The following is a 26,285-nucleotide window of genomic DNA, read 5'->3' as shown; positions in this document are numbered from 1 at the left end:
TACATAGAACTACATGTCGTCAGGTGAGGCGGCATGTTATTTTGATGGTTCGGCTTGGAATAGATTATTCAGAAAAAGAATCATTCTCTAAGAAGGGCGCGAATAAAAATTTATATTTATAATTTGGATGAAGAATGTTGCTACGTTATAAAAATTTAAGTCTGGCTATTATATTGTCTGGCTGTAGTGTACTAAGTTTTGCACAGCCTGTTTTGGTGAAAACGGAACAGAATATTGAAGAATACCGACTGGATAATGGACTGCGCATTATCCTGGCACCGAATGATAAAGAAAATAAAGTTTTTATGAATACGGTCTATCTGACCGGCTCCCTGAATGATCCTCAAGGCAAGGGCGGTCTGGCGCATCTGCTGGAACATTTGGCCTTTAAAGGCACAGAAAATGTCAAAGGGGATGAATTCCAGCGTCGACTGGATCAATATACCCTGATGACCAATGCCAGTACCGACTATTACTCAACCAAATATACTAATGTGATCCGTCCTGAAAAAGCAGCATTAAGTGAAGTCATTTTTCTGGAAGCTGAACGCATGGACAAGCTGGTGCTTCAGGAAAAATATGTACCGACTGAAATTGATATTGTAAAACGCGAGCGTGAAATCCGGCTGGACCAACCATTTTCGGTATTGATCGATCTGGTGTTTAAATCGGCCTATGGCAATCAGTATCTAGGCCGTTTGCCAATTGGTGACCTAAATGAGCTGCAATCCATCAATATGCAGGAGCTGAACCGTTTTTACCGTCAATGGTATGCATCGAATAATGCCTTTATGGTGATTTCAGGCAAGTTTGACAAGGCCGAAGTGTTAAAACAGCTGGATACGCATTTCAGTCCGATTCAATCCCGAAATGTACCAGCGCAAGTGAAAGTCCCAGCGCTTAAACCGGAACAGATCAAACAGCGTGAATTTACAGTAAAGAAAGGCAGTGATCTGGCTAGGTTTAATATTTATTTAAACCAATCAGAAGAAAATATTAAAACGGCTTTGGCTGTTTCGCCAACGCTCTATACTTTGCAACCGAGTGGACATCTCTATCAGAGCATGGTGGAAACTGGTAAGTCAACTGCGGTGCAATCCAGTACGTGGCTTGATAAAGACTTTAATCTGGTGTTTATGGGAGCAATCTATGCACCGAATCATCAGCCACAGGATATTGAACAAGGCCTGATTCAAGGCGTAGAACATAGTCAACCATTTACCGAGGCAGAACTGAACCGGGCTAAAAATCTGACCCGAAATCAGGCCGACAATATTAAAAATAGTGCGACTGCTTTGGGTTCGCGTTTAAGCGATTATGCAGTGACGTATTCGGGTGACTGGAGCCAGTATTTTAAAGATCTGAACGCGATTCAAAACCTGAATGTGAATCAGGTCAATCAGGTTTATAAGAGTTTTTTAAGACCTGAATACCGGATTTCTGGCAATATTTTACCTACCCCGGAAGATCAGAAAAAAGCGCAGGAACTGGCACAAACAGAAGCACCGGCAAAAACCCTGAACCAGCAGGCTGAAACAGAAGAGCCTCTGAAAGATGTCAGTGTCTATCAGGCTGAAGTAAAACAATATATACAGCAGTCCAAACAGTATTTGCATAGTAAAGACAAACAGATTCAGCGTGGCAAGTTGAAAAATGGCATTAAATACGCGCTGTTTCCGACGACTACACGCGATGATAAAGTCTATGCCACAATTTCACTGGATTTTGGTACCGCTCAAAGTCTGATGAATAAAGGCGAGATTCTTGATCTGACCGCTTATTTAATGTTGCGCTCATCGAAAACCCAAAGCTTGCAGCAGATTGCCGATAAAATTATTGAAGTAGGCGGTTCGGCGACTGCCAGTGCATCCGGCAATGGCCTGACCTTGCAGATCAGCGCCAAAAAAGAAAAGTTTGAAGAGTTTTTCCAGTATGTGGTTGATGTACTGAAAACGCCGGCATTTGAGCAAAGCCAGTTTGACTTGATTAAGGGTCAAACTTTATCCAGTCTGGATCGTCCTTACACTGAACCAGATACCGTGTCGAGCTTGACGATGGCGCGAACTCTCGAGATCTATCAGCCTGGCGATCTGCGTTTCCATTTCGAGCCTGAACTGGCCAAAAAACAGTATCAGAAAGCGACTCGCAAACAGGTTATGGCACTGTATCAGCAGTTTTTGAAAACCCAGCATGCACAGATTGCGGTCACGGGTGAGTTTAATCCAAAATCGATGCAAAAAACGCTGAAAAACAGTTTTTCAGACTGGAAAGCGGCACAGCCTTATGAGCGTCTGAAATCGGAATATCGAAGCTATCCAGCCCAGAAAATTCATGCGTTGTCTGAGCAGCGTGAATTCGGGAGTTATGAGGCATTCATGAGCATGCCGGTCGGCGCAGATCATGCCGATGCACCTGCATTACAGGTATTTCGATATATTCTGGGTGATTCACAGCTGTCGTCACGATTGGCACAAGAATTACGTGAAAAAAATGCACTGGTTTATGGTTTTAGTGCAGATGTGCAACTTGATGAATGGGCAGATGTGGGTGCAATGATGATTGGTGCCAATTATACGGCTGGAAAATCCGCACGGGTTTCTCAGGCAGTGCATAAGGTACTGAATGAACTGCTGATACGTGGCGTGACTGAACAGGAAGTCGAAGCGGCAAAAGCCAGCATCTTGAAACAGCGTCTAACTGCACTCGAAGATGATCGCCGTATTCACACTATGTTGATTCCACAGCTGGAAAAAGACCGTAATCTGGTTTACCGGGAAAAACGTGATCAGGCGATTGCTCAACTGAGCAAAGCCGATATTGATGCCATGATCAAAAAATACATCAAGCCGGACCAGCTGGTTGAAGTGATGGCTGATCAGTATGGTAAGCAAGTTAAAACATCATAGTGTTGATAAAAAATCCCCTCAAGTGAGGGGATTTTTTTATTTTAGTTTTATGCTTTAGGTTGCTCTATGGCTAAAAACAATCCCTCCAGTTAAGCTTGCAAGGATAGATAGGAGCAGACTCCAAACAGATACAATAAGAAGGAAAATCAATATTCCACAGCCAATCAAAGTTGAAACGAAAGCAATATCTTGATCAAAAGGATGATGGATCGCCACTTGATAATAATAAGACGTTATCCAGCTTGAAATAATAGTGAGTAAAATACAAAGTCCTTTGCCTGAAGGCGTATTTAGACTGGAATCTGTTATCCAACTTAGCATGTCCTCATCTACTCAAAGTCGATAAAAACGTTTAGCATTTTCATAAAAAATCGACTCTAAGGCATTTTCATTGTAGTCCTGCACAATATCGCTAAAGGCATCAATAATGTTGGTGAGTGAGCTACTGACACTGTCCATTGGAAAGTTGGATGCAAACATCACGCGCCCAGAACCAAAACAGTCTAAAGTATGCTGGATCACGGGTGCGGCACGTTCCACTAATTCCTGTTTACTTGCCAGCCGTTTCTGCGTGTGAAAATCATGTCCCAAGACTGGCATAAACAGACCAGACATTTTGGTCGATACATTTTTGCATTCGGCCAGTTCTGCCAACTGATCTTTCCAGTCTGCAAATATCTGGGTGCGATCTTGTTCGGTCTTGCCTGTAGCTTTGCTCACTTTGCCAAATAAACCTGCGGGCGTACCCAGATGATCCAGCACAATAGGGGTGTTTGGAAAGGCTTTGGCCAGCGCAGTAACATCCGCAATCTGGGTAGAGTACACCCAGGCATCAAAGCTTAAATCTTGCCTGGCCAGTTCTTCAAAGCCCTTCAGGAAATCTGTGTTGCGATAGAGATGCGGTTCATCGGTCCAGGCATGAATCCCTTTATCTGGATGTACCGCAGCCATTTTACGGATGCCGCGAAACTTGGGAGAAGCTTCGCGATGCAATTGAATCAACTGTTTAAAATTTTTCTGCCGCGGATCCGCCGTGGCGACAATTCCACCCAATTGGATAGTGTGCTGATCAAAAGGAAGCCCAGCGATAAAACGGGTTTCATTTACCACACCCGTACCTTTATGGTCATGCCAGCTGGCTTCAACATGCACAATCTGCTCTATTTCATAATGTCCTGCATCTTTCTTGTAATTTGCAGGCAGATAAGGTGCAGTCAGGTGCTGTGTCAGGCCAATGGTCTCAATGACGTCTCTGGGTTTCAACAGTCGAACCATTCTGTCTAGTAATTTGGGATGATTGCCGAACAGCTTTACCGCTAGCGCTGCCGCATGTGGGGTATTGTACGGATCCCATTGGTGGATATGAGGGTCAATGATCGGGAAGGGAAGTTGCTGCATGCTATGCCTTGTTTTCGTTTATTTATTATTCAATTTATATAGTGCTTAAATCACTTTAAAGTCAATATGATAAATGACAGCAAATAAAAAAAGCCCCGCGGGGCTTTTCGTATTTTAATCAATGATCATGCTTGTGATCATGGTTATGCTTGTTGGCATGAAACTCTTCATTGTGACGGAAACGTAAATAGTTTTCGAACTGTTCACAGTATTCATCATAGTTATCTTCCAGCATCATTTGAAATTGCTGCAAGATATAAGACATGACCTGATCTTTGGCATCGCGCATTTCATTCCCATCTTTAAAGTTATTCGCTGCCACCCAGGTATTGAAACGGGCAGTACCAAATAACATCGCCGCACTGACTTGACCGCGCTTATCGCTCGGTTTTTCCTGTGAGCCTTTTTCTACGCGACAAAACTCGTTGGCTTGTTGAATAAATTCATCAGCACGTTCAAAGAATGCCGCATTTAACGCTTCTTCTTCGGTTACATCGGTTGCTTCAATCTTTTGAACCATGAATTTGTTCCTAACACTAAAATCTCAATCGTTAATTATAGGCAAAGCCTTGCAGAAACTAAACCTTTGCCTTAATCTAAAAAATAGCCTAAGCATATAAAAGTGAATGCCATGCAGGATGCGATTGCAGTACAAAGCCTAAAAAGTGATATTGCCTTATTGCGCCAGAATATTTGGCCACCGGCAAATCTAGCCAATGTTGAAGGCTTGCCGATTTATTATGGCAGCCAGTCACAGGTAGATGAATACTATAGCCAGTGGCTCGGGCTGATTGAAAGGGCACAGGATCTGTTTCAGCCTTTTATGGAAGATGAAATCTTGGATGCGATCCATCTGCCGAGTCATTTAAACTTGCCGCTGTTTTATTTTCATGTTGACCGGATTCGCATTAATAAAACCCGCGCCAAGGAATCCAAAACTTTTCGTGGGGTCGCCAGCCTGATCGAAAAATGCGGCCAGTTCGAACCCGAGCAGATTGCAGCCATGCGGCAGTGGCTTGATAGTGACGATACTGCAGCTTTGGTGGCACACCGTGAATTTGTGGATTTACGCACTTATGTGTTTCAGCATGGCCAGAGCGAATATACGCGCACCCGTTTTTATGTGAATGGGATTGTGCTGAGTGTTGAGCCACATTTTGAACTGGTCGATGCACGCGATAAGCCACGCAAGCAACGCAGCGACAGTTATAACGATCCTCTGGCAGACAATAATACCTGGAAAGTATTCGGCAAATATCGCTAGCACAGTTTGACCAAGCCCGGTCTTACCAGAAGGGCTTGGTATTTTCTGCAAACTGCTGTAAACGCTCTGCTGCTTCGTTCGACAAACGCTGCTGTTCCGCACTTATCCAGCCTAGCACAAACCAGGCCTTGGCCTGTTGTTTGACATAAGGTCTAAATAACTCGTCTGCAACAAATAGGTCGTTATAATGCCCAAGGCTTTCTTGCAAGGGTTTTAAGGCTTTTAAATAAGCTTTAACCTCTTTTTCAGGAAACAGGCTTTGCAAGAATTCTACGTTATAGCGTAAGCGTTTGACCCGTTTGCGTGTCCGATGCCGGGATTCAATATCCAGTTCTTGATAGTTATCGGCATCTTGACAGATTTGCTGGTGCAGTTTGCTTAAGCCTTTACACAAAATTTTATGCGAAGACTTGGCTTTATTATCCGTTTTTTCTTGGCTAAAGCTGAATAGTTGCAGCATTAGTTCTACGGTAGCAGGACTTCTGAACAGCGCACTGATATCTGGTTGTTTTTGTCGGTGTGGTGGTAATTTCAGTAAGGGTGAACCTGCTTTTTCCAGTTGTGGAATCAGGCTTTCTGCCAGGGCATCGCGATCTCGGGTGGAACCCAGTTGCTGAAAAATATCCCGCAGCTGTTCCGGCCATTCTGGCTGTACATGTTCAGTCACGGACTGGAAAATTTTAAAAGCACTGCGCAAACGTCGAATCGCAACACGTGCCTGATGCACATGATCACTATTATAATTCTCGGCAGCAATCGCCGTCGCATTTGGGAAAAGATGAGCCAGACAGTTGGCGACAATTTTTTGTAAAATCGTACTGATCTGATCTTTCTGTTCAAGCACTAAGGGAAGCTGATGCTGAACTGGCAGACTCTCTTCATCATGTAATAAGGCATAACCACGTTCCGATTTGCTCCGTGTATCCAGCCACAAAGCATAACGCTGAACCCAGGGCTGAATGAAATCAATCAATTCACTCAGCTGGCCGGATTTAAGCTCAAATTCGACTTCATAAATATCGATGGCTTGATCATTGTGTCGAATTTCTCCGACATCAAAGGCAATTTCAATCTTACTGTCCAGATGACTTTCTGTGAGTACATACCGTACGACATCTGTTTCAAATTGCAGAATAAGCGGTGTCTCCAGATCACCGAGCGCCTGTTTCAGGATTTTTTTGGCAGGTTTATGTTTGCGATATAACTGAAAATCACAATGTTCCGGAGGACTTTTTAATTCATGCCCAAGTTCAAAACGTTCAAATTGTTGTTCAGTCGCTGCTTTCAGGGTTTGAATCCATTGCTGGTCTTCCAGACGTTGCCGCAGGGCAATCTGATGTTGTTGTAATTGTTGCGCTTCAGTATCAAAGTAGCGTGCACACAGACGATGCCGAGTCGGCTGAAGTTTCTGAATGTCCTGTTCAAATTGCACACGAGACTGTGGCGGAATCTGGAATTTGAGTTCTATTTCTGCCATCGGGTCATTCCTCCGCGATGTTGGTTTTATAGATTAATATAGCCCAAAGATCGGCAGGGGTGTGATGTGCTTCTGCAACAAAAAAGCACGCCAGAGAAGGCGTGCTTTGAGTTTTTCTTGTGATATTTATTTCAATATGTTTATTTCAGGAATTTACGACTGACCAAGAACTGTTCGGTCGCTTCAAGCAGTTTCTGCGCATAGACTTCCTGCTTGGCGGTCAGCCAGCCCAGCACAAACCAGTCACTTGCTTCCAGCTCGGTCTGCTGAATATAAACTGCAGAAGAGGCCAAAGTTTGATATTCACTGGCTGCCAGTTGAGCATCGTTCAGCGCTTTGCTGTATTTCTGCAAATTTTTGACATCATAGATCGTGGTTAAAATCGGGAAGCTGAATTTGAGTTCCTGAATTCGGCCAGACAATTGATCCAGACTTTCAAAATTAGTGATATCCGTCTGGTTCATTTGTTCCTGCAAGGCTTTATATTGCTGTTGCAAGGTAGTTTGCGCAGCAGTTTTCAGGTCCAGCGAGGCATGCTCATTTTCATTTAAACTGAACATCAGCAATTCCAGATAATGATGCACATTCTGGGTGGATTTGACCAGATTACCGAGTTTCTCCTGCGCATACAGAATATCTTTGCTCAGATTTTCTGCCGTGGTTGGATTTTGCAGGAAGCCGGCCAAGCTGTTTTGCATATGCTGCAAATGTTGCAGATGTTCAAATTGCTGCTTAAAGGCCGCCAGTTGATGTGCCCATTTATCCGAAAGCTGTGGATGCCAGTCTTTGAATAGCAGCAAGGTCAGATATAAGTGATCTAGTGCCAGTCGTGCCTGATCAATATGTTCCTGCTCTGCAACCTGAGCTGCAATCGCCGCGATATTCGGCAATAAATGCTGCATCTGCTGTGCAATCAGACTGCACATGGTTTTACTGGCGCTGTCTTTTTTGCTGATCTGAAATTCTTTGCTGAGGGTCGCAGGACTGACGCGCTGTGAAGTCGCCAGTAAATTGCCTATTTCAGCCTTGCTGCGTACATCGAGCCAGAGCTGATATTTCTTGACCCATTCAAAACTAAACGCCAGCAGATGTTGAATTGAACCATTTTTAAGCTCGAACTCGACTTCATGTACTTCTTGTTCGGCATCCTGTGTGCGGATAAGCCCAATATCCAGGCTGACTTCGATCTGGGTGTCTTCATAGTCAATCACCCTTAACGTACGGGAAATATCGGTTTCAAACTGGAGTTGGAGCTGGTCGAACTGATTGCCGAGTGCATTGCTGAGAATTGCCCCGGCTTCTGGAAATTTTTTATAAATATCTAAATCCAGTTCAGGAGATGCGGTTAATTCCCCTAGATCATGATTATGTTCAAAGCGTTCGATATGACTTTTTCCGGCCGCTTTTAGGGTTTGAACCCAACGTGTACCTTCCAGACGCTGACGCAGTGCTACCCCATGCCGGGCCAGTTGACGGTCGACCGTATCATAATATTTGGCTTGAAGCTGGATCTGTTGAGACTTTTTCGGATCAAGTGCCTTGAGCAGCGCAGTGCGTCTTGCCGCAGGAATCTGGAACTTGAGTTCAACTTCAACCATGATGATCATCCTATCTGTTCAGTGCAATTACACACTAAATCTTCACTTGAATAAGGTTCTTAAATGAGGCGGACAGCAGCCGCAATTATATTTTTAGATTTGTGCGCAGCAGATTGTAACTAAAATCAAAATGCATGTAAGACTTGACTGAACATAAAAAGCTTAAATAGAAGTTTGAAACCTAGATTTCATCGGTTCATTTTAGGCTAAAACGATCGGATTCAGGCGTTCACAGGGATGTTCAAGATGCATTGAAGCGCGAATCAAAAGGCTGTTATTTGGCTAAAATATACGCTAAGGTAAAACAAAAACGTCAGGATGATGACAGATGAATGTACAAGTACAACCAGAAAGTAATAATGAGATGGTGGTTCAGCCCCAGATGCCGATTAAGAATTATCATGAATTTTATCGCTTCTATTTGACTGAGCATCGGCATATTATTAGCCGCCGTCTGCACGTGGCCGGCAGTAGCATCGGTTTATACTGTTTTGCCAAAGCCATTCGTCAAGGCAAGCCGCGATATTTTGCATATGGTTTACTCTCGGGCTATGCCTGTGCCTGGGTCGGTCATTTTATCTTTGAGCGCAATAAACCAGCCAGCTTCAAACAGCCTGTATATAGCTTTATCTCGGACTGGCGCATGTTTGCCGATGTCCTGCGTGGTAATATCAGTCTGATCGACCTTAAATACGATAAAATTTCCAGTTCTGATCGACCTTAAATACGATAAAATTTCCAGTTAAGCCAGAATGACTTTTATCGGAATGTGCCCACTTAAAGCATGAAATTTCGATAAAAGCCTTGCAAGTCTAGAATTATTATTCTAATAATTATGGTATTGCAGATTAGGTTTTTTGATCAACCATTATATTTTAATTAATACATCAGTTTTCCAAGCCTGGAGCGACCTTCTCCGGGCTTTTTTTATGCCTGTTTGCTACCAATAAATGTTCAAGATTTTGCTCATGCTATTGTGTAAATATTCATAGAAGAATTCATGTGGATTTGTGCTGAAAGTAAAAGATCCTTTCTGGCTTTGAAACGTTTTCCCACAAACGAATGACTCAAAACCAGAAAGGATCGGGTATTACAAACACAGGTATTTATTTTTCTGTTTATTTTCTGTGTCTAAGGCTATTTAAGACGCTTCGTGCCGATTGGGCTATCCCTGAAAATAGGTATTTTTAATATTAATTAATTTGAGTACGCTTGAGCCAGGCGAAAAAAAGACAAAAAAATCGCTCTTAGAATTTTGCAACTTCTCCACCAAGTTATCTGCAAAATCCTAAAAGCGTTTGTCGGAGGGCGTAAGCATTAACACGTTATAATTATTGTTATAAGGCCATTAAAACGCAGATTTGAAAGTCCGTATATCCCTGAAAATGGTGATATTTACGATTTAATTGATAAATTGTGCTAAAAAACTGCAAATCTGTTGCTGCCCAGTCTCAGAAACAGCAAGATGGCGGCAATTAAACCGAGTTATGCCTATAATAGAGCCATCCTAGCAAGTGGCGAGCAAGATGCGCGGTTTATATTTAATTACCAATGATGATCCATTAGAGCTTTTATTAGCGAAGTTGGAAGGTGCAATGGCCAATGGTGGTGTTGCGGTCTTGCAATATCGCCGTAAAAAAGTGGCGAAAGAAGATCAAATTTACGAAATCGAGTATATGAAAGCCATGTGTGCTGAATATGCTGTACCTTTCGTGATTAATGATGATCTGGAAATGGCGGTTAAATACGGCGTGGGTGTGCATTTAGGCCAGGAAGATGGTTCGATTGTCGATGCTGTAGCACGTTTGCCTAAAGGCGTGTTGATTGGCCGTAGCTGTAATAACTCACTTGAGCTGGCTGAACAGGCAATTGCTGATGGTGCAAATTATGTGGCATTTGGAGCAATTTATGCTACTGACAGTAAACCTGAAGCCGGTAATATTGGTCTGGAAACCTTAAAACTGGCCAAAGAGAAATTAAACGTACCTCTCTGTGCGATTGGCGGTTTAACGGTTGAAAATTCAAAGGATGTCATTGAGTCAGGTGCAGATTATTGCGCGGTGATTAGTGATATATTGGGACTTCCTATGAATGCCATTCCTGAACGTTTAGATGAATGGTCTGCGCTTTTTCAAGCTACAGCATAAAATTTTTTGATTGATTTAATTTTGAGTCGAGTGCCTTCATGAGCTTATCTCCAAAGCAAGAACAATTGTTCAAACAAGCCAATAAACATATCCCGGGTGGCGTCAACTCACCTGTACGTGCATTTAATAGTGTCGGTGGGACGCCGGTCTTTATCGAAAAAGCCCAAGGTGCTTATCTGTATGATGTCGATGGCAAACGTTATGTGGACTATGTAGGTTCATGGGGGCCGATGATTCTGGGTCATGCACATCCTGCGATTATTAAAGCCGTTCAGGATGCTGCGGTCGATGGTTTGAGTTTTGGTGCGCCCACAGTTCATGAAACCACACTTGCAGATATTATTTGCGAGATCATGCCATCGATTGAACTAGTGCGTATGACCAACTCGGGTACAGAAGCGACCATGACCGCGATTCGTTTAGCACGTGGTTATACTGGCCGTGACAAGATTGTAAAATTTGAAGGCTGTTATCATGGTCACTCAGATTCATTATTGGTAAAAGCCGGTTCAGGTTTATTGACCAGTGGAGAAGGGGAAGCGACGTCTGCAGGCGTGCCAGCAGATTTTGCTAAACATACGCTGACACTTCCATATAACGACATCGCGACTTTAAAAGAATGCTTTGCCAAATTCGGTTCAGAAATTGCCGGCGTGATTGTTGAGCCAGTCGCAGGCAACATGAACTTGGTGAAACCAATTGACGGTTTCCTGCAAGCGATTCGTGATGTTTGTGATGAACATGGTTCAGTGTTTATCATTGATGAAGTAATGACCGGTTTTCGTGTCGGTCTTGGCGGTGCGCAAGCACATTATGGCGTAACTCCGGATTTAACCACTTTAGGTAAAATCATCGGTGCAGGCTTACCAGTCGGTGCATTCGGTGGTAAACGTGAAGTGATGGAATGTATCGCACCATTGGGTAAGGTCTATCAAGCAGGTACGCTATCAGGTAACCCATTGGCAATGCGTGCCGGTATAGAGATGTTCAAACATCTTCGTGCTGAAGGTTTCTATGAGAAATTGTCTGCGCAACTTGAGAAACTGCTGGTTGGCTTGCAAGCTGCTGCGGATGAAGCAGGCATTCCATTCAAGACACAACAGGTTGGTGGGATGTTTGGTCTGTACTTTACCGATCAGGAAGACATCACCAGCTTCGATTCAATGTTGAAATGTGATGTAGATGCCTTCCGTAAATTCTTCCATGGCATGTTAAGTCGTGGCGTAAACCTTGCACCATCTGCTTTTGAAGCAGGATTTATTTCTGCTGCGCATAGTGATGAAGATATTGCTTACACGATTCAAGCGGCTAAAGAAACTTTTGCTGAGATGAAAGGATAATTCGACCTCTCCCTGACCCTCTCCTAAAAGGAGAGGGAATATAAGCCCGAGTGATCGGGCTTATTTCATTCTTTGGATTAGACATCATAAGATTTGAAATTGATAAATTAAAGGATTAGATAGATCAATGAAAACCAAACATTATTTGACTTTAAGTGATGCGGAATTTTTATTAAATGAAGCTCATCAATATGCGATTCAGAACAGTTTTAATGTCAGTATTGCTGTAGTGGATGAAACCGGAAATTTACTGGCGATGAAGCGTATGGATGGCGCAGCACCAATGACTGCAAATCTGGCTATTGAAAAAGCCAAATGTTCCGCTATGAGTCGCCGTCCATCGAAGTTATTTGAAGATATTATCAAAGGCGGGCAGATGGGCTTCCTGACCATGAAATCATTTTCAGGAATGCTGGAAGGTGGTGAGCCGATTATGTATGAAGGACAGTTGGTAGGTGCAATGGGCGTGTCGGGAGTGAAGTCGTTTCAGGATGCTGAGATTGCGCAGGTAGCCATTGAGAAATTTTTGGCGAAGCAAAGCTAATCCAAAATAGAAATTGATCAGCTCAATTTAATAAAATCATCCAAAGATGTTCCAAAATGAAGCGTGGAATGTGAAATGTCAGCTAAAAAGCCCAATCGCTAATGATTGGGCTTTTTACACCAATATAAGATTTTGTTTTAAAATGAAATTTACAGAGGATTTCATATAACATGTATTATATTAATTTTAGGAAAACTTAATTTTCAAATGCGACAGAAGCAGTCATCGCTCATAGACACTCGCTCAATTCTTATCTATAACTATAAAAAAATGATTTTGAAGGAATTTTTATGAACGTAGCTTTAGTAAATTTACAAATGGTATGTGTTCATGTTGTGAACAGCTACTCTAAATCTGAGACAGGTTTCGGCTCTTACAAAATTCCAGATATTAGGTGCTCAAAACCCTTAATTTATAATGTTAAAAAAAACGATCAATTGGTTTTTTTACAGAGAATGTTAGATTTAAAAATTGATAATAAAGAGATCAATTTATCGCTTCCTAATGAGATCGGACTATCATTGAATATATTTACTAAAGCTAGAGATGAAGCTGAAAATCTACTAGAAAAACTTAAAAAAGATATGGAAAAGAATAAAGATTTTTATAGTGAAAATGTCTCGTTATTTTATGACTATATTGAACAAATACAAATAGCATCTGTTTTTTCTTATAAAGCAGTTGAAGCATTTTGCAACGCCACAATCCCTAATGACTTCGTTTATAAAAAAACAAACTCAAAAGGTATTCAAGAAGTCTATGAAATTTCTCAAATTGAAAAATGGATACCAACTTCAGAAAAACTCACTGAAATTATTCCAAATATTTTGAACTGTGAATCACCTAAGCAAATCAAGTATTGGTCAATGTTTAAAGAATTAGAAACCCTTAGAAATGAAATTATTCATTCAAAAAAGAAAAATAGCATTGAAAATACAAAAAAATGTTATCAAATAACGTATTAGATATTCTTAATTCAAGCATTTATATTCTTAACCACTTTATTCAAAACGATATATCGAATGAGGTTTTTCCATTAGGTTTTTTAGATAAGAAGTGGCGAATTTATGAAATTGATGACCCGAAGAAAATTTTTGAGTGGACTCATTGGGCAGAGTGATTTTTAGTGCCTCAGATACTCCTCTTTTGCTTATGTTAGTTTTAGCATTTAGTCCTTATTTGGCTAAATCACCCTATTTTTAGGATAGTCGCGTTAATCAACTCTAGGCATATTTAATATAATGGCGATTATACGAAATTAGAACAATAATCATCTGTGAAATCAAAGTGTTTTTCAAATAATGCTAAACTAAAATAGCATGAATCATCATGCTATTTTGTATTTATAAGAGCCTCCCATGCTGTACTCTATGCCCAAAAAAATCCAACTTGCTCCATCCCAAGCTAAATGGCAGCTGTCCTCAACACAATCTGTTTTGGTTTTAGTTGGATTGCAAAACTTGCGTATGCAACAGGGCATACAAGAGAGTGGACTCATGGGGAATTTGATTCAACTAACCAATAAAGCCAAAGCGCTGGATATTCCGATTGTTGATTTGTACGGTGATGATTTGATGCAAGGCATGCAGCAATTGGGAGAATATGCCTCAACGCATCCGCAGCTAATTTTTGCCGGGCAGGTCACACCAATGCTGAAACAGATTTTACCGCATCTGATGAGTGTGACGGATCAAATCGGTGTGGTCGATGATGTGATTTTATTGGCGAATCAAGATCAGCATATTCAATGGATCGAAAATATTTCAGCACAGGGGATACATCACTTAAATACCTATAGCCTGACCCGCTTATGGGATTTAAGCGCATCTTCCGAATATGTATTGTCGGCCAAAGGCATTATGTTGGCTGTCGCAGAACAGCTGGATATGGATGCTTTGGAAATTGATCCCTATGTCGACTTAAAAAATTATGGTCTGGATTCGGTAGCGGTGGTGAGTCTAGTCGGTATATGGCGTGCACATGGTGCCAATATCCGTTATGAAGATGTGCTAAAACATCCGTCTTTGCACGAATTGGCAAGCTTCATTTTAAAATCCTCAGGTTGATGCGCTGCGATTGAGCAATTTTATGCGCTAAATCGGAAATTTCATCGTCATTTACATAAATGCGCATTGTAATTATTGGCTAAGCTTTCTATCATTGCCGCCTTGTTTTTCACGATCAGCCTGGGATTGAACTTTGAGTAATTTTCTAACCGAACATCTGATACATCGTGATGACGATTTCATGGTCATCCACAAACCTGCAGGTTTACTCACAGTTCCCGGTAAAACAGAAGACTTACAAGATTGCCTGATCAACCGTCTGGTCAAATTAGAACCCAAAACTTTACTGATTCATCGACTGGATCGCGATACATCCGGTATTTTGGCCTTTGGTCTGAGCAAATGGGGACAAAAAACCATTTCCCGCCAGTTTCAGGAACGCCAGACTGATAAAACCTATCAGGCTATGGTTGCCGGTACACTCGAAGGTGAAGGCACTATTGAAGTGCCAGTGGTGTATGATCCAAGCCGTCCCCCCTTACATATCGCAGATCCCGCACATAATAAGCCGGCCATCACGCATTGGCAGGCGATCGAACATTTTAATATTCAGGGACAGCCCGTGACTCGGGTGAAACTGACCCCAATTACCGGCCGTTCACATCAGCTACGGGTGCATATGCAATATCTCGGACATCCGATTATTGGCGATACCTTATATGCGACATCCGAACAGCAACAGCTCAGCTCGCGTTTATGTTTACACGCGGAACGTTTGAGTTTTTATCATCCTCAAACAGAGCAGTTGGTCGAATTTTATTGTCCGGCGCCGTTCTAGGAAATACTTCTTTAATCGGCGTGAATTATGCTCACTTTTTAGTGGGCTTTATGTCAAAATACATTGCTTGAAGGTGTGGAATTTTGCTCCAATGACGTTTCGTGATTGAGCCTAATATTCATAATCTTGTACTTAAGATAAAGGTGGAAAAATTGCAGCAATTTGCTATTGGTCAACGTTGGTTATCAGATACTGAAACAGAACTCGGTTTAGGCGTTCTTATTGATGTTGATGAGCGGTCGGTCAGCATTTTATTCCCGAAAAGCGATGAAACCCGCGTCTATGCACGCAGCAATGCACCCTTATCTCGTATCGTATTTAATGTGAAAGATGAATTACAGGATCAGGAAGGGACCAAGTGGATTGTAGAATCCGTTGAAGACCGCAATGGCGTGGTGCGTTATCATGTCGTTCGTACCTTGGAAGATGGAACTGAAGAACGTAAATCGCTGAATGAAACCCGTATTGGTGCGACCATCCAGCTGTCTAAGCCTCTAGACCGTTTATTGGCCAGTCAGGTTGATTATAAAGAATGGTATGACCTGCGTATTGAAGCGTTGCTAATGCAGGCCAATATGCAAAGCAGTCCACTGCGTGGTCTAGTGGGTTCACGTGTAGGCCTGATTCCACATCAATTGTATATTGCTCATGAAGTCGGTCAGCGTTTTGCACCGCGTGTGTTACTGGCGGATGAAGTAGGTCTGGGCAAAACCATCGAAGCGGGTCTGATTATCCATCAACAGCTGAAAACCGGCCGTTCTGAACGTATTCTGATTTTAGTACCGGATTCGCTGCAATATCAGTGGATGATTGAGATGCGCCGTCGTTTCAATCTTGAGTTCTCGCTGTTTGACTTGACCCGTACTGCATCGATCAAAGAGCATGATCCTGAACAGAACCCGTTCCTGACCGAGCAAAAAATCATTGCCTCTGTCGATTTGATGATTGACCATGAAGATCTGCGTGAACAGGCGCTTGAAGCCGGTTTTGACTTGTTGGTGGTCGATGAAGCGCATCACCTGATGTGGGGCGAAGAAGACGGTGGTAATGACCGTTATGATCTGGTTGAAGAACTGGCTGAACATACGCCGGGCGTATTGTTATTGACCGCAACACCGGAACAGCTCGGTGTAGAAAGTCATTTTGCACGCCTGCGTTTGCTCGATCCGCAGCGTTTTAACTCGCTGGATCGTTTCCTCGATGAAGAAGCACAATATCAGCATACCGCTAAAATTGCAGAAGTGTTAATGTCAGACCTGCCTCTTGAAGCAGACCACTTGACTGCGATTGAGGCCTTGTTGGGTCATGCGATTGAAGATTACCCTGAACAGCGTTTCCGTGCTATTCACGAACTTTTAGACCGTCATGGTACGGGACGTATCCTGTTCCGTAACACACGTGAAGCCATTCAAGGTTTCCCGGGTCGTGACTGTCAACCGGCACCATTACCAGCACCAGAAAACTGGTCGAAAGATGGCAAATTGCGTGAACAGATGTGGCCTGAAGAGGCGCAACTCGATGGCGCATGGATGGAAACTGATCCACGCGTGATGTGGCTGATGGAACGTTTGCGTACCGATCTCAAACACAAGAAAGTCTTACTGATTGCACGTAGTGGGCCAGTAGTTGAAGCGCTGGAAAATGTACTGCGTCTACATGCCGGTATCCGTACCGCAATGTTCCATGAAGGTATGAGCCTGCTGGAACGTGACCAGGCTGCGGCGTATTTTGCTGAAGATTCGTATGGCGCGCAGATTTTACTCTGCTCGGAAATTGGTTCGGAAGGTCGTAACTTCCAGTTTGCCTCTGACCTGATTTTATTCGATCTTCCAGCCAATCCAGACGTGTTAGAACAGCGTATTGGTCGTCTGGATCGTATCGGTCAAGAAAACCGCATTCAGATTCATGTGCCTTATCTGGTGGGAACTGCGCAAGAACGCATGTTCCGCTGGTATAACGAAGCCTTGAATATTTTCAGTAATATTTCCCCAACTGCACAAACCTTGCAGGAAAATTTTATTGTCCGTTTGAAAGACTGTCTACTTGCAGACAAAGGTCAAGCATTTGAAGACCTGCTGGAAGAAGTCAGTGTGCAACGTGAAGCTTTGGAAGCTGAATTGCAGGAAGGTCGTGACCGTCTGCTGGAATACAACTCTTGCCGTCCAGTGGTCGCACAGGAAATTGTCAATGCGCTTGAAGACTATGATGACAACACCACCTTGCCAATATTCATGAAGCGCCTTATGGCGTCCACGAATATCGACTTTGATGAGCAAAGTAACGGTACAGTGATCATCAAGCCAACCGATCAAATGCAGGTTCAAGGTTTGACGCTGGATGAAGAAGGGATTACAGCGACTTTCTATCGTGATCAGGCACAAATTCGTGAAGATGCGCAATACTTGACTCTAGAACATCCATTCACTGAAAGTGTGATGGAAATGATCAATACCCAAGGCTTTGGTAGCACCAACGTTGCGGTATTAAAATCTGCAGCACTGCCACAAGGTTCGGTATTATTAGAAGTATGGTTCAAGGTTGATGTCGTCGCACCGAAAGCATTGAACTTGCCATCTAGCTTGCCGCAACAGTTAATCCGTGTCTTGCTCAGTGAAAAAGGTCAGGATCTCTCCCAGAAGATTGCACCAGAAATCCTGAAGCCTTATCTACATCATTTGGATGGCAATAGCTGTCGTCAGGTGGTGAAAGCACGTCGTGATGTGATTGAAGCGCGTTATCAGCAGGCACTTGAACTGGCACGCAGTGCTTTGCCGGGCTTCAAGCAGCAAGCCAAAGAAGTGTATGGCAACAAATGGCAATACGAAATTGATCGCCTGACCTATCTAAAGCAGTTCAACCCAAGTATCCGTGAAGATGAAATTGCGCGTTTACAGAAGTTGCAGAAAGAAGGTCTAAGCCTGCTGGATGGTCTATCGGTAACACCGGAAGCGATTCAGGTGATGGTCGTGGTCAAGCCTTAAGTTTCACGCAATTAAAAAATGCAGCTTTCGGGCTGCTTTTTTTATGGGCAAAATCCGGGTTTATTATTTTTTTGGTCGGAGAATGCTGGTCTGTCATTTTCCTCCTGTTTAAAATTAGCCTACTGAATAATAAGAATGACAAAGTATGTCAAAAGCACTGATTACCCTTGGCACAAAGACCAGTCATGGCGGCATGGTGGCTGAATGCGAACTCTCTTTTTTGATCAATGGTATTGCCGTGCATTTAAATGGTATGAAGCATTATTGTCCCAAATGCCAGACTATGGTCACCGCAATTTCCAGTAATTTGTCTATTACTGTCAAAGGACGGGCAGTGGTCATCGCGGGGGATAAGGCCAGTTGCGGCGCGACTTTTCTACCGATGCAACATTTGACTGTATCGCAGAAATAGACTTTAAATTCTGAAGGAATACAGAGAAATGACTTTGAGGTCATGCTTTGAGCATTTTTGCGCTGCCGAATAAATCTTTAAAGCGGTAAGCTCATCTTACGATTTCAGGATGAATACGCGCTGCGTTTAAAAATAATGAAACAAGCCCTACATTTTACTCATGCCAATGGTATCCCTTCGGCAACTTATCAAAAGTTTCTGGACTATTTTCAGCAAGACTATGAAGTCAAAGCGATTCCCTTGATCGGCATGAACCCGCAATATCCAATTACGCGAGACTGGCGTTATCTGGTCGATGAAGTCATTGCAGATATCGAGCAGCAGTTTCCTCAGCAGCAGGTGATTGGTTTAGGGCATTCCTTTGGTGGTTTGGTGACCCTTATGGCTGCGTATCGACGTCCCGAACTGTTTTCCAAACTGGTCATTATGGATCCACCGTTTGTGATTGGAAAAAACAGCGCCATGTTTGAACTGGTTAAAAAGCTGAATCTGAAAAGTATTGATCGCTATACGCCATCCGGGGTAACGCTGAAACGCAAGGATCATTGGTCATCGAAACAGGATGCTATTGAAGCACTCCGGTTTAACCGCTTATTTAAAAATTTCGATGAGCAGTGTTTTGCTGATTATATCGAGAGCGGCATTCAGCCAGAACCTGAACGTGGTGGGGTGACGTTAACTATTCCAAAACGGATAGAAGCGGAAATCTTCCGGACTGTACCCGCCTGGTGGTGGAGAACACCACGCCGACCGCCTGAAGTGCCGATGCATCTGATGACTGCAGAGCAGAGCCAGTTTTATCAGCAGGGTTTGCCACAAGGGATGCACAAGATTTATCGGATTAATTATTCTGTGGTTGAGGGCGGGCATATGTTCCCGCTTGAGTATCCGGAAGCCACTGCAAAGGCAGTCAAAGCCCAACTCGCACTTTTGTAATCTTCATAAAAAAGAGACGTTGATTGCGTCTCTTTTTATACTACTTCATGCAAATCGGAAAATTAACGTAGCTGAGAATCTTCCAGATGACGTGCACCTTCCAGAATCATCCGGATCATGATCATGGTCTGTTCGGCAATTTCTTTACGGTCTTCGGCAGGCATATCAATCACATTAGCACCCATGTTGAACACCAGTTGGGTAATGGCTTTGGCGGCAATATCCGGATGAAATAACTTCTTATTGTTTAGGCGTTCCAGACGAATCAAATCATCCTGAAGTTCCTGCTGAAAATAATTCAACTGACGTTCTACCGCCTGTTTATAAGATTTGGAACCGGTATAACCTTCACGCAATAACAGGCTCAGATTGCCTTCATCGGCATCCAGTTGGGCAATAAAGACTTCTACAGAACTGCGGATGATGCTGTTCTGGCGAGAGGCTTGCAGACGTGCTTCATGCAGAATCTGACGCAATACAATCCCGGCACGATCAATCAGCTCAATGGCCAGTTCATCAATATCTTTAAAATGACGATAGAAGCTGTTCGGTGCAATACCGGCCTCACGCGCGACTTCACGCAAACTTAAAGAAGAAATACTTTTTTGTGGCCCAATCAGATTCAACGCAGCCTGAAACAGTTCTTCCTTGGTAATGGTGGCCTTGCGACCGACACTGCGTACGATAATCGGCTCATCAATGCTTTTCGATTGTAATAAAGATGCGTCACTGCTTATTTTCATTGAAGGCTCGTTCATCAATAGGTTCATGCATGAATCATTTTATTATAACCGAGCCAGTCAAGCTTGTGAAATGATTAGAAACAATACAGTTGTATATACAAATATATATACATGTGTATAATAATCAAAAAAACCAAGGTGATGTCACAAACGATGCATGTACTGCAAAAACTTAAAATGCCATTGAATGCACTGTCTGATAGTGTAGTTGATCAGCATGCAATTAATTTCTGGATTCAGAAACTCAATCCTGTATGGTCGTTGAATCAGCCATTAGGCAAGATCGTGCATACAGAAAATGCAGCACAGGATATGCTGAGTCTGAAAATTCAAGTGAATCGCTTATTTAAGTTTGGTGAAGCAGGGCAGCATCATCCGGTCTATGTGGTGGTAAACGGCATCCGTTATGAACGTAGCTATAGTTTGACCCGTGTAGATGCGCAACATGTTTTATTGACCGTGAAAAAAGTCAATGCCGGTAAAGTCAGTACCTGGTTGGCAGAACAGGCACAAGTAGGTGATGTGATCGAATTTGGTCAGCCTTATGGTGATATGACCTTGCCTGTGCAGACGAGTCCATTGATCTTGCTTGCAGCAGGGAGTGGTATTACCCCAATGCTCAGTATGCTGGAAAGCTTGAGCAAAAAAGGTGAACTATCTGCACCGGTTACTCTCTGGTACTGGGTTAAAAAAGATCAGGATGCCGCATTTAAAGCACGGTTTGAAGAACTTGCTCAAAAACATGCAAATTTCTCATTTCATGTGTATGCCACTCAAGAACAGCCAGCTTCTGCACGTCTTGATGAAACCTATCTGACCGATCTGCAAAATCTGGAAAATAGCATCGTATATTGCTGTGGCCCTTCAGGTTTTGTATCTAAAGCAGAACAGCTTTTTGCTCAGGCAAAACAGTTTAAAGGTGAAGCATTTAGCATGAGCTTGGCGGATCTATCGGATACCGGCTTTATTAATGTCACTCTGACCCAGTCGAAAAAAATTGTCAGCATTCCAAAAGGCCAGTCCATTTTGGTGAGCCTGGAACAGCAAAATATTAAACCGACCCATGGTTGCCGTATGGGCATTTGTAATAAATGTGCCTGCAATAAAGTAGAAGGTTCGACCAAGAATTTGGTCAATGGTGCGCAAAATACCGAACCCGGCAACCTGCTCAAAATTTGTATTAACTCAGCGCAGACTGACCTTGTCATCGACTTATAAGCGAGTTTTATCTTATGAATATGCCAGTAAAATTACAGTATTTTAAAAATCCTAAAAACCGTGAATTAACCCAGTTTGAACTTGATGAACTTGCACGTGAACTTGATGCAATTAAGCAAGAAGTGCTAGATGATCTGGGTGAGAAAGACGCCAAATATATCCGTCGTGTCTATTCAACCATTCGCTATTCATCGATTGTCGGTCGTGCTTTGCTGTTTGCAGGCTGGTTCCCGCCAGCATGGTTGTTGGGGACAGGCCTGTTGGGCTTTGCCAAAATTATGGAAAACATGGAACTGGGTCATAATGTCATGCACGGTCAATATGACTGGATGAATGATCCGAAAATGAATGGCCAGACCTATGAATGGGATATCGTAGGGACTTCAGACAACTGGCGTCAAACTCATAACTTTAAGCATCATACCTATACCAATATTAAAGGTATGGATGATGATATCGGTTATGGCCTATTACGCCTGTTCCCGGAACAGCGCTGGAAACCGGGATATTTATTGCAACCGATTTATGCAGTGCCATTCTGTTTATTGTTCCAGTGGGGGGTTGCAATTCAGAATCTTGAATTGGGTAAATACTTCAAAGGCCGTAAAAGCAAAGAGCAGACCAAAGAAGAATGGCGTCCAATGCAGAGCAAAATCGGTAAACAGCTGTTTAAAGATTATGTATTCTTTCCACTCATCGCAGGTCCTGCGGCTTTACCGGTTTTGACCGGTAATATGGTGGCCAACGGTCTGCGTAATATCTGGACCTTTAGTATTATTTTCTGTGGCCACTTTACCAAAGATGTAGAAGTATTCCCGAAATCGGTACTGCAAAATGAAAGTCGTGGTCACTGGTATATGCGTCAGATCCGTGGTTCATCCAACCTGACCGGTTCTGAAGCGTTTCATATCTTGACGGGTCATTTAAGTCATCAGATTGAACATCATTTGTATCCTGATGTACCTGCACGTCGCTATCGTCAAATGGCACCGAAAGTTCAGGCTGTTTGTGAAAAATATGGTTTGAACTATAACAATGCCAGCTTGGTAAAACAGTACGGTAGTGTGATCAAACGTATTGTGAAATATGCATTTCCGTTTAAGAAATAATTTTTCTTAAAGCTAAAAAAACCACTTCAAATGAAGTGGTTTTTTAAGCTAGGAGGCGAATACTTCAGGAAGTAGAAGTCCTGATTGCGAAGCTATTTAATATAATTTCAAGGCATAAAGTAAAAAAGTTAATCTGCCATTTATAGCGTTGTCTAAAGGTGTTTAGTAGGTTAACCCGATAGAATGGAAAGGACTAATATGGCATCGAATGAGCTGAAATATTAATTTTTGGAAGCTGTTGATCTTGACCCTCAAAATAGCTTTGCTGCGCCAGACTGAGCATTTCTATATCTTCCTTGCTATTCCCATAAGCATAAATTTCAGCATAATTATCCAGATTATATTTTTCTAGAATTCTAATTTTCTTTTGTGTGTTACTACAGTCAGGAGTTTGATAAAACCCTGTCAATTTCCCAGCTTTGATTTCAACTTCGCTACAGATTAAATCGATATTTAAATAACTGCACACCGGTTTAAGATACAAATCCAATGAGGCTGATACCAGCACGACTTCATGTCCTAATTGTTGATGCTGTTTAAGTTGTTCTAATAATTTCGGATTCAACTTGAATATTAGTTGTTGTGCATAATCCTGAGCTAATTGCAGAATTTCCTCTGCATCACTGTTTTTAAACATGCTGGCATACAATTTGGGTCGCATGCGGTGTGCCGGATAGAAATTTAAATAATAGGCCTGTATCCATGGCAAAATTTGCATGCCGCGTTTCACAATATGCCGTTTTCTTAAGGCATGGAAAATGAACCCGGTAAAGCTATCATGTAGATACAGGGTTCCATCAAAATCAAATAAGGCTAGAGTTTTAGATTTTTGATTTTGCGCATGCATGTTTGATATCGACCATCGACGCGGGTAGCAAACCAGTTAGTATTATAATCACGACTTAATTTTGGTCCGGAAATGACCACTTCAGGCATAATGGCATAGATAGGATCTTTACCCGTTTTTTCCTGATAAAGCTTGCTGACACCACGATAAGTCATCGTATCTTCAAAGTCTTTATCTTTTTCTTTCTTTAAATCAGCTCGGATTTGACGTTCAGTGATAATAAAATTATTTTTGGCAAAAACACTGATTAACTCACGCTCAGATTGACTCTTCTGCGAACGGATCGCGCCATCTTTAGTATAGAGCAATAAGTCGCCATCCAGATCAAGTTCGGCTTCAGTTAAATCATTTAACATGCTCTGAAAAGCGGCATTTCGACTGGAATACATGCCCGAGTTATAGTCCGCAAAACGATAAATTGGCTTGTCATAATCCGCCGGATACATCATCAGGCGATGAATCCCATAATACAGACCGCCATATTGACTGTAGAGATCGGTACGTAACTCTGCGATATTGCCGCCTTGGCGTTTATGTTCTTTCGCATAGCTGATATGTACCTGCATTGAACCCAAGGTGGTAATTGGATTCATTTTCTCGCCAATATTCTGGCCGACCAGTTTGGCAGCACCAGTCAGGGCGCTAACATGATAATGCTTTGACATATAATCAAATATTTCACGATATAATTCGTCGAGTTCACGTTCGGTTTTGACCCGGCGCATCTGGCTTAAGTAGTTGTCTTCAGGACTCGGATGGTTCTTGAGAACTTCCTGGAAATATCCTGCAACTGTGCCACCAATTGCTTGACCAAGCTTATCTTTGAATTTTTCATCAAGGCGACCTTGGACTTCCTTAACCGCCTTTTCACCCAAACCCGGAACAGTAGGATCTGCAACAAAGTTAGATTCCTGATCAACCACTGCCACAATCGTACAAACATTTTCCTTGGTCTGAGGAATGCCGAGCTGTTCGGTAATGTCATAAATATCTTGTGCCCAAGACTCACGTTGGTTGACACGGTTTGGAATAGCTTTGCGAATATGTTCAACTTCAAGTGTCGGTTCATCATCTTTTGACCACCATGAACCATTGCCACAACCGGCAAGACCCAGAGAAAGTACAAGTACAGACAATGACTTAAAAGAAAAACAAGAAGCGAAAGTTTTATTCATGGTGTCGTAAATTAATTGAAAAGATGAGCGAATAAGGCAGATGCAGTATACTATGCCCATCAAAAAAGTGATGAATTTATATGTATATTGGTCCATATCAACTGTCAAACAATTTGATTGTCGCTCCCATGGCAGGTGGGAGGTATTAAATTTAATTTCTTCTTAAAACAATAACTTATAATTTTTATAATTGGTTAAGGTACAAAAAAAGATACAACATATTTTTGATTTTTGTTGTACCTTTAACTGAAAATTCTTAAACTTTACTCCTGAAATTTTCATGAAATTAAAATTTCAGGGGCTTATCACTATTCTATAAAAACTAATTAAAGAGTGGCAATTAATTTTACATAAAATCAATATCATCAATTTCATTCATAACTTCGTAAGTCCTTTAAAGGGTGGCAATGATCTTCTGATAGTGCTTAATATCTTCAAATTGTAGAGCTTGACCTTTTTCTGTCTTTTGGCCATTTTTGTGCAGGCTGATAACCACCAATATGGAAATCCCAGGCTACTTCAGGAACATTCGCAAAATACTATTCATCGTTGATATAGACATTTCCATCTGTGTAAGTCTTTTCAACTGTATTGTCACCGCTTTCAGGGTATTGTGTGATGAGTTTAAGGCTAGAATCTTCCATAAAATGAAGTTCTCTTAACTTTTTGCCGAGAGTAACTAATTCCCAAAATGTATCTTTGTCTTTAGGATAGGGTATTCTTGGGAAGTCGATTTTTAAAAATTCGACAAAAGTATTGCTCCATTGAACAATATGGTTAAGTTGGACAATATGGGGGTAAATAATTGAAATATATTAATATTCATATTGCTCAAAATAAATAAGTTTGAGCAATATGATTAGCAAGTTGAAATGTTTTATAAATCATTTAGTTATAGTTAATTTGTTAATGTTGCTCAACTTTCTCAAATAGATGTTTGATAGTTCACTCTGCAACTAAATTCAGCCCAAAACTCATCATAGACTTCATGAAAGTTGATGAGTCCAGATCTATTAAAACCATATCTTTCAAAAAACTGATTGTCTATAAAGTAAGTAACAGCTTCGTAAGTATTGAGATGATCAGCTACTGAAAGTTGGTTACAAAATGATGAATTGAAATGTAATTGTAGCGCCGTATGTTCAATAATTTTAGAAGCAATCATTTTTGAAATATTACGTACATTTAGACTTTGAATAACAGGATGGGTAGAAATTGGAAACTGACTTGGTGAATTACTCATAAAAGAATCCTTGGTGGTGTTTTAAAAAGTATGCTGACATTAAATGAAGCCATTATTGATGTAAAAGAAGGTTAAGTCGAAGGCTTTAAAATGGTTTTCAAGC

At 42.0% G+C, this 26,285-nt stretch carries 23 protein-coding genes and 1 pseudogene; 14 read left to right on the top strand and 10 right to left on the bottom strand.

The annotated features are described in order from the left end of the window. The first annotated feature begins 134 nt into the window (after window positions 1-134). On the top strand, window positions 135-2,906 hold the full coding sequence (locus NI470_RS08010; RefSeq protein ID WP_253148151.1) for a M16 family metallopeptidase: 2,772 nt from the start codon (window positions 135-137) through the stop codon (window positions 2,904-2,906). A gap of 54 nt (window positions 2,907-2,960) precedes the next feature. Here the strand turns inward: NI470_RS08010 and NI470_RS08005 are convergent, their stop codons facing one another. From NI470_RS08005 to NI470_RS07995, 3 genes are all read right to left on the bottom strand, one after another. After that, complete coding sequence (locus NI470_RS08005) at window positions 2,961-3,227, bottom strand: hypothetical protein (protein ID WP_155756639.1); 267 nt, start codon at window positions 3,225-3,227, stop codon at window positions 2,961-2,963. Window positions 3,228-3,239: 12 nt separating this feature from the next. Beyond that, window positions 3,240-4,304 carry an amidohydrolase family protein gene (locus NI470_RS08000; RefSeq protein WP_253148152.1) on the bottom strand — a complete coding sequence of 355 codons (1,065 nt, stop codon included), beginning with the start codon at window positions 4,302-4,304 and terminating at the stop codon, window positions 3,240-3,242. A gap of 118 nt (window positions 4,305-4,422) precedes the next feature. After that, complete coding sequence (locus NI470_RS07995) at window positions 4,423-4,824, bottom strand: DUF3144 domain-containing protein (RefSeq protein WP_004280011.1); 402 nt, start codon at window positions 4,822-4,824, stop codon at window positions 4,423-4,425. A gap of 111 nt (window positions 4,825-4,935) precedes the next feature. Here NI470_RS07995 and NI470_RS07990 point away from each other — a divergent pair, with 111 nt between their 5' ends. After that, window positions 4,936-5,568 (top strand): hypothetical protein, encoded by a 633-nt coding sequence (locus NI470_RS07990; protein WP_004280010.1) that lies wholly within the window; start codon window positions 4,936-4,938, stop codon window positions 5,566-5,568. 22 nt (window positions 5,569-5,590) lie between these two features. On the opposite strand, the gene NI470_RS07985 is transcribed toward NI470_RS07990, so the two are convergent. Beyond that, window positions 5,591-7,045: a CYTH and CHAD domain-containing protein gene (locus tag NI470_RS07985; protein ID WP_253148153.1), complete on the bottom strand. Its 1,455-nt coding sequence runs from the start codon at window positions 7,043-7,045 to the stop codon at window positions 5,591-5,593. 140 nt (window positions 7,046-7,185) lie between these two features. Continuing rightward, window positions 7,186-8,643: a CYTH domain-containing protein gene (locus NI470_RS07980; RefSeq protein WP_253148154.1), complete on the bottom strand. Its 1,458-nt coding sequence runs from the start codon at window positions 8,641-8,643 to the stop codon at window positions 7,186-7,188. Between the two features lie 328 nt (window positions 8,644-8,971). Between NI470_RS07980 and NI470_RS07975 the strand changes: the two genes are divergently transcribed. The 10 genes from NI470_RS07975 (at window position 8,972) to NI470_RS07930 (ending at window position 19,847) form a co-directional block, all read left to right on the top strand. After that, the gene (locus tag NI470_RS07975) at window positions 8,972-9,367 is read left to right on the top strand and encodes an Mpo1-like protein (RefSeq protein ID WP_253148155.1); all 396 of its coding nucleotides are present in this window, start codon (window positions 8,972-8,974) and stop codon (window positions 9,365-9,367) included. 802 nt (window positions 9,368-10,169) lie between these two features. Next, a complete protein-coding gene (gene thiE / locus NI470_RS07970; protein ID WP_253148156.1) occupies window positions 10,170-10,790 on the top strand; it encodes a thiamine phosphate synthase in 621 nt (206 codons plus the stop codon). Between the two features lie 38 nt (window positions 10,791-10,828). Continuing rightward, window positions 10,829-12,130, top strand: coding sequence for a glutamate-1-semialdehyde 2,1-aminomutase (hemL, locus tag NI470_RS07965; RefSeq protein ID WP_253148157.1), 1,302 nt, complete (start codon window positions 10,829-10,831; stop codon window positions 12,128-12,130). A gap of 127 nt (window positions 12,131-12,257) precedes the next feature. Next, window positions 12,258-12,674, top strand: a complete 417-nt coding sequence (locus NI470_RS07960; protein ID WP_247144371.1) for a GlcG/HbpS family heme-binding protein — start codon at window positions 12,258-12,260, stop codon at window positions 12,672-12,674. 290 nt (window positions 12,675-12,964) lie between these two features. Further along, window positions 12,965-13,639 (top strand): hypothetical protein, encoded by a 675-nt coding sequence (locus NI470_RS07955; protein ID WP_195724863.1) that lies wholly within the window; start codon window positions 12,965-12,967, stop codon window positions 13,637-13,639. Window positions 13,640-14,032: 393 nt separating this feature from the next. Further along, on the top strand, window positions 14,033-14,740 hold the full coding sequence (locus tag NI470_RS07950; RefSeq protein WP_253148158.1) for a phosphopantetheine-binding protein: 708 nt from the start codon (window positions 14,033-14,035) through the stop codon (window positions 14,738-14,740). 133 nt (window positions 14,741-14,873) lie between these two features. After that, complete coding sequence (locus NI470_RS07945) at window positions 14,874-15,518, top strand: RluA family pseudouridine synthase (protein WP_004646642.1); 645 nt, start codon at window positions 14,874-14,876, stop codon at window positions 15,516-15,518. 143 nt (window positions 15,519-15,661) lie between these two features. Continuing rightward, window positions 15,662-18,499 carry an RNA polymerase-associated protein RapA gene (gene rapA / locus NI470_RS07940; RefSeq protein ID WP_253148159.1) on the top strand — a complete coding sequence of 946 codons (2,838 nt, stop codon included), beginning with the start codon at window positions 15,662-15,664 and terminating at the stop codon, window positions 18,497-18,499. A gap of 145 nt (window positions 18,500-18,644) precedes the next feature. Further along, the gene (locus NI470_RS07935; RefSeq protein WP_253148160.1) at window positions 18,645-18,911 is read left to right on the top strand and encodes a PAAR domain-containing protein; all 267 of its coding nucleotides are present in this window, start codon (window positions 18,645-18,647) and stop codon (window positions 18,909-18,911) included. A 135-nt stretch (window positions 18,912-19,046) separates the two neighbouring features. After that, window positions 19,047-19,847 (top strand): alpha/beta fold hydrolase, encoded by an 801-nt coding sequence (locus tag NI470_RS07930; protein ID WP_253148161.1) that lies wholly within the window; start codon window positions 19,047-19,049, stop codon window positions 19,845-19,847. A 62-nt stretch (window positions 19,848-19,909) separates the two neighbouring features. On the opposite strand, the gene fabR is transcribed toward NI470_RS07930, so the two are convergent. Further along, window positions 19,910-20,590, bottom strand: a complete 681-nt coding sequence (gene fabR / locus NI470_RS07925) for an HTH-type transcriptional repressor FabR (RefSeq protein ID WP_004729898.1) — start codon at window positions 20,588-20,590, stop codon at window positions 19,910-19,912. A gap of 153 nt (window positions 20,591-20,743) precedes the next feature. Between fabR and NI470_RS07920 the strand changes: the two genes are divergently transcribed. Together NI470_RS07920 and NI470_RS07915 are read left to right on the top strand one after the other, a co-directional pair. Further along, window positions 20,744-21,808, top strand: a complete 1,065-nt coding sequence (locus tag NI470_RS07920; protein WP_253148164.1) for a flavin reductase family protein — start codon at window positions 20,744-20,746, stop codon at window positions 21,806-21,808. Between the two features lie 14 nt (window positions 21,809-21,822). Continuing rightward, window positions 21,823-22,917, top strand: coding sequence for a fatty acid desaturase family protein (locus NI470_RS07915; protein ID WP_253148162.1), 1,095 nt, complete (start codon window positions 21,823-21,825; stop codon window positions 22,915-22,917). Between the two features lie 193 nt (window positions 22,918-23,110). Here the strand turns inward: NI470_RS07915 and NI470_RS07910 are convergent, their stop codons facing one another. The 4 genes and pseudogenes from NI470_RS07910 to NI470_RS07895 form a co-directional block, all read right to left on the bottom strand. Then, window positions 23,111-23,764: an HAD-IB family hydrolase gene (locus NI470_RS07910; protein ID WP_004729896.1), complete on the bottom strand. Its 654-nt coding sequence runs from the start codon at window positions 23,762-23,764 to the stop codon at window positions 23,111-23,113. Then, window positions 23,731-24,939 carry a DUF1615 family protein gene (locus NI470_RS07905; RefSeq protein WP_004646653.1) on the bottom strand — a complete coding sequence of 403 codons (1,209 nt, stop codon included), beginning with the start codon at window positions 24,937-24,939 and terminating at the stop codon, window positions 23,731-23,733. Before NI470_RS07905 ends, NI470_RS07910 begins: the two co-directional genes overlap by 34 nt. Window positions 24,940-25,373: 434 nt before the next feature. Beyond that, window positions 25,374-25,658 (bottom strand): annotated as a pseudogene (locus tag NI470_RS07900) (type ISP restriction/modification enzyme). Window positions 25,659-25,864: 206 nt separating this feature from the next. Next, window positions 25,865-26,182: a hypothetical protein gene (locus NI470_RS07895; protein ID WP_253148163.1), complete on the bottom strand. Its 318-nt coding sequence runs from the start codon at window positions 26,180-26,182 to the stop codon at window positions 25,865-25,867. Between the last annotated feature and the right edge of the window lie 103 nt (window positions 26,183-26,285).

The organism is Acinetobacter lwoffii (assembly GCF_024129115.1).
Taxonomy (GTDB): Bacteria; Pseudomonadota; Gammaproteobacteria; order Pseudomonadales; family Moraxellaceae; genus Acinetobacter; species Acinetobacter lwoffii_T.
This window is presented reverse-complemented; position numbering and strand designations above follow the sequence as displayed.

Excerpts from the sequence above, each read along its gene's own strand:
- NI470_RS08005 (WP_155756639.1), bottom strand. The coding sequence starts at position 3,227 with ATGCTAAGTTGGATAACAGATTCCAGTCTAAATACGCCTTCAGGCAAA.
- NI470_RS07910 (WP_004729896.1), bottom strand. The coding sequence starts at position 23,764 with ATGCATGCGCAAAATCAAAAATCTAAAACTCTAGCCTTATTTGATTTT.
- thiE (WP_253148156.1), top strand. The coding sequence starts at position 10,170 with ATGCGCGGTTTATATTTAATTACCAATGATGATCCATTAGAGCTTTTA.
- NI470_RS07920 (WP_253148164.1), top strand. The coding sequence starts at position 20,744 with ATGCATGTACTGCAAAAACTTAAAATGCCATTGAATGCACTGTCTGAT.
- NI470_RS07990 (WP_004280010.1), top strand. The coding sequence starts at position 4,936 with ATGCAGGATGCGATTGCAGTACAAAGCCTAAAAAGTGATATTGCCTTA.
- NI470_RS07935 (WP_253148160.1), top strand. The coding sequence starts at position 18,645 with ATGTCAAAAGCACTGATTACCCTTGGCACAAAGACCAGTCATGGCGGC.
- NI470_RS07985 (WP_253148153.1), bottom strand. The coding sequence starts at position 7,045 with ATGGCAGAAATAGAACTCAAATTCCAGATTCCGCCACAGTCTCGTGTG.
- NI470_RS07955 (WP_195724863.1), top strand. The coding sequence starts at position 12,965 with ATGAACGTAGCTTTAGTAAATTTACAAATGGTATGTGTTCATGTTGTG.
- NI470_RS07950 (WP_253148158.1), top strand. The coding sequence starts at position 14,033 with ATGCTGTACTCTATGCCCAAAAAAATCCAACTTGCTCCATCCCAAGCT.
- NI470_RS07975 (WP_253148155.1), top strand. The coding sequence starts at position 8,972 with ATGAATGTACAAGTACAACCAGAAAGTAATAATGAGATGGTGGTTCAG.
- NI470_RS08010 (WP_253148151.1), top strand. The coding sequence starts at position 135 with ATGTTGCTACGTTATAAAAATTTAAGTCTGGCTATTATATTGTCTGGC.
- fabR (WP_004729898.1), bottom strand. The coding sequence starts at position 20,590 with ATGAAAATAAGCAGTGACGCATCTTTATTACAATCGAAAAGCATTGAT.
- NI470_RS07995 (WP_004280011.1), bottom strand. The coding sequence starts at position 4,824 with ATGGTTCAAAAGATTGAAGCAACCGATGTAACCGAAGAAGAAGCGTTA.
- NI470_RS07915 (WP_253148162.1), top strand. The coding sequence starts at position 21,823 with ATGAATATGCCAGTAAAATTACAGTATTTTAAAAATCCTAAAAACCGT.
- hemL (WP_253148157.1), top strand. The coding sequence starts at position 10,829 with ATGAGCTTATCTCCAAAGCAAGAACAATTGTTCAAACAAGCCAATAAA.
- NI470_RS07895 (WP_253148163.1), bottom strand. The coding sequence starts at position 26,182 with ATGAGTAATTCACCAAGTCAGTTTCCAATTTCTACCCATCCTGTTATT.
- NI470_RS07960 (WP_247144371.1), top strand. The coding sequence starts at position 12,258 with ATGAAAACCAAACATTATTTGACTTTAAGTGATGCGGAATTTTTATTA.
- NI470_RS07905 (WP_004646653.1), bottom strand. The coding sequence starts at position 24,939 with ATGAATAAAACTTTCGCTTCTTGTTTTTCTTTTAAGTCATTGTCTGTA.
- NI470_RS07930 (WP_253148161.1), top strand. The coding sequence starts at position 19,047 with ATGAAACAAGCCCTACATTTTACTCATGCCAATGGTATCCCTTCGGCA.
- NI470_RS07980 (WP_253148154.1), bottom strand. The coding sequence starts at position 8,643 with ATGGTTGAAGTTGAACTCAAGTTCCAGATTCCTGCGGCAAGACGCACT.
- NI470_RS08000 (WP_253148152.1), bottom strand. The coding sequence starts at position 4,304 with ATGCAGCAACTTCCCTTCCCGATCATTGACCCTCATATCCACCAATGG.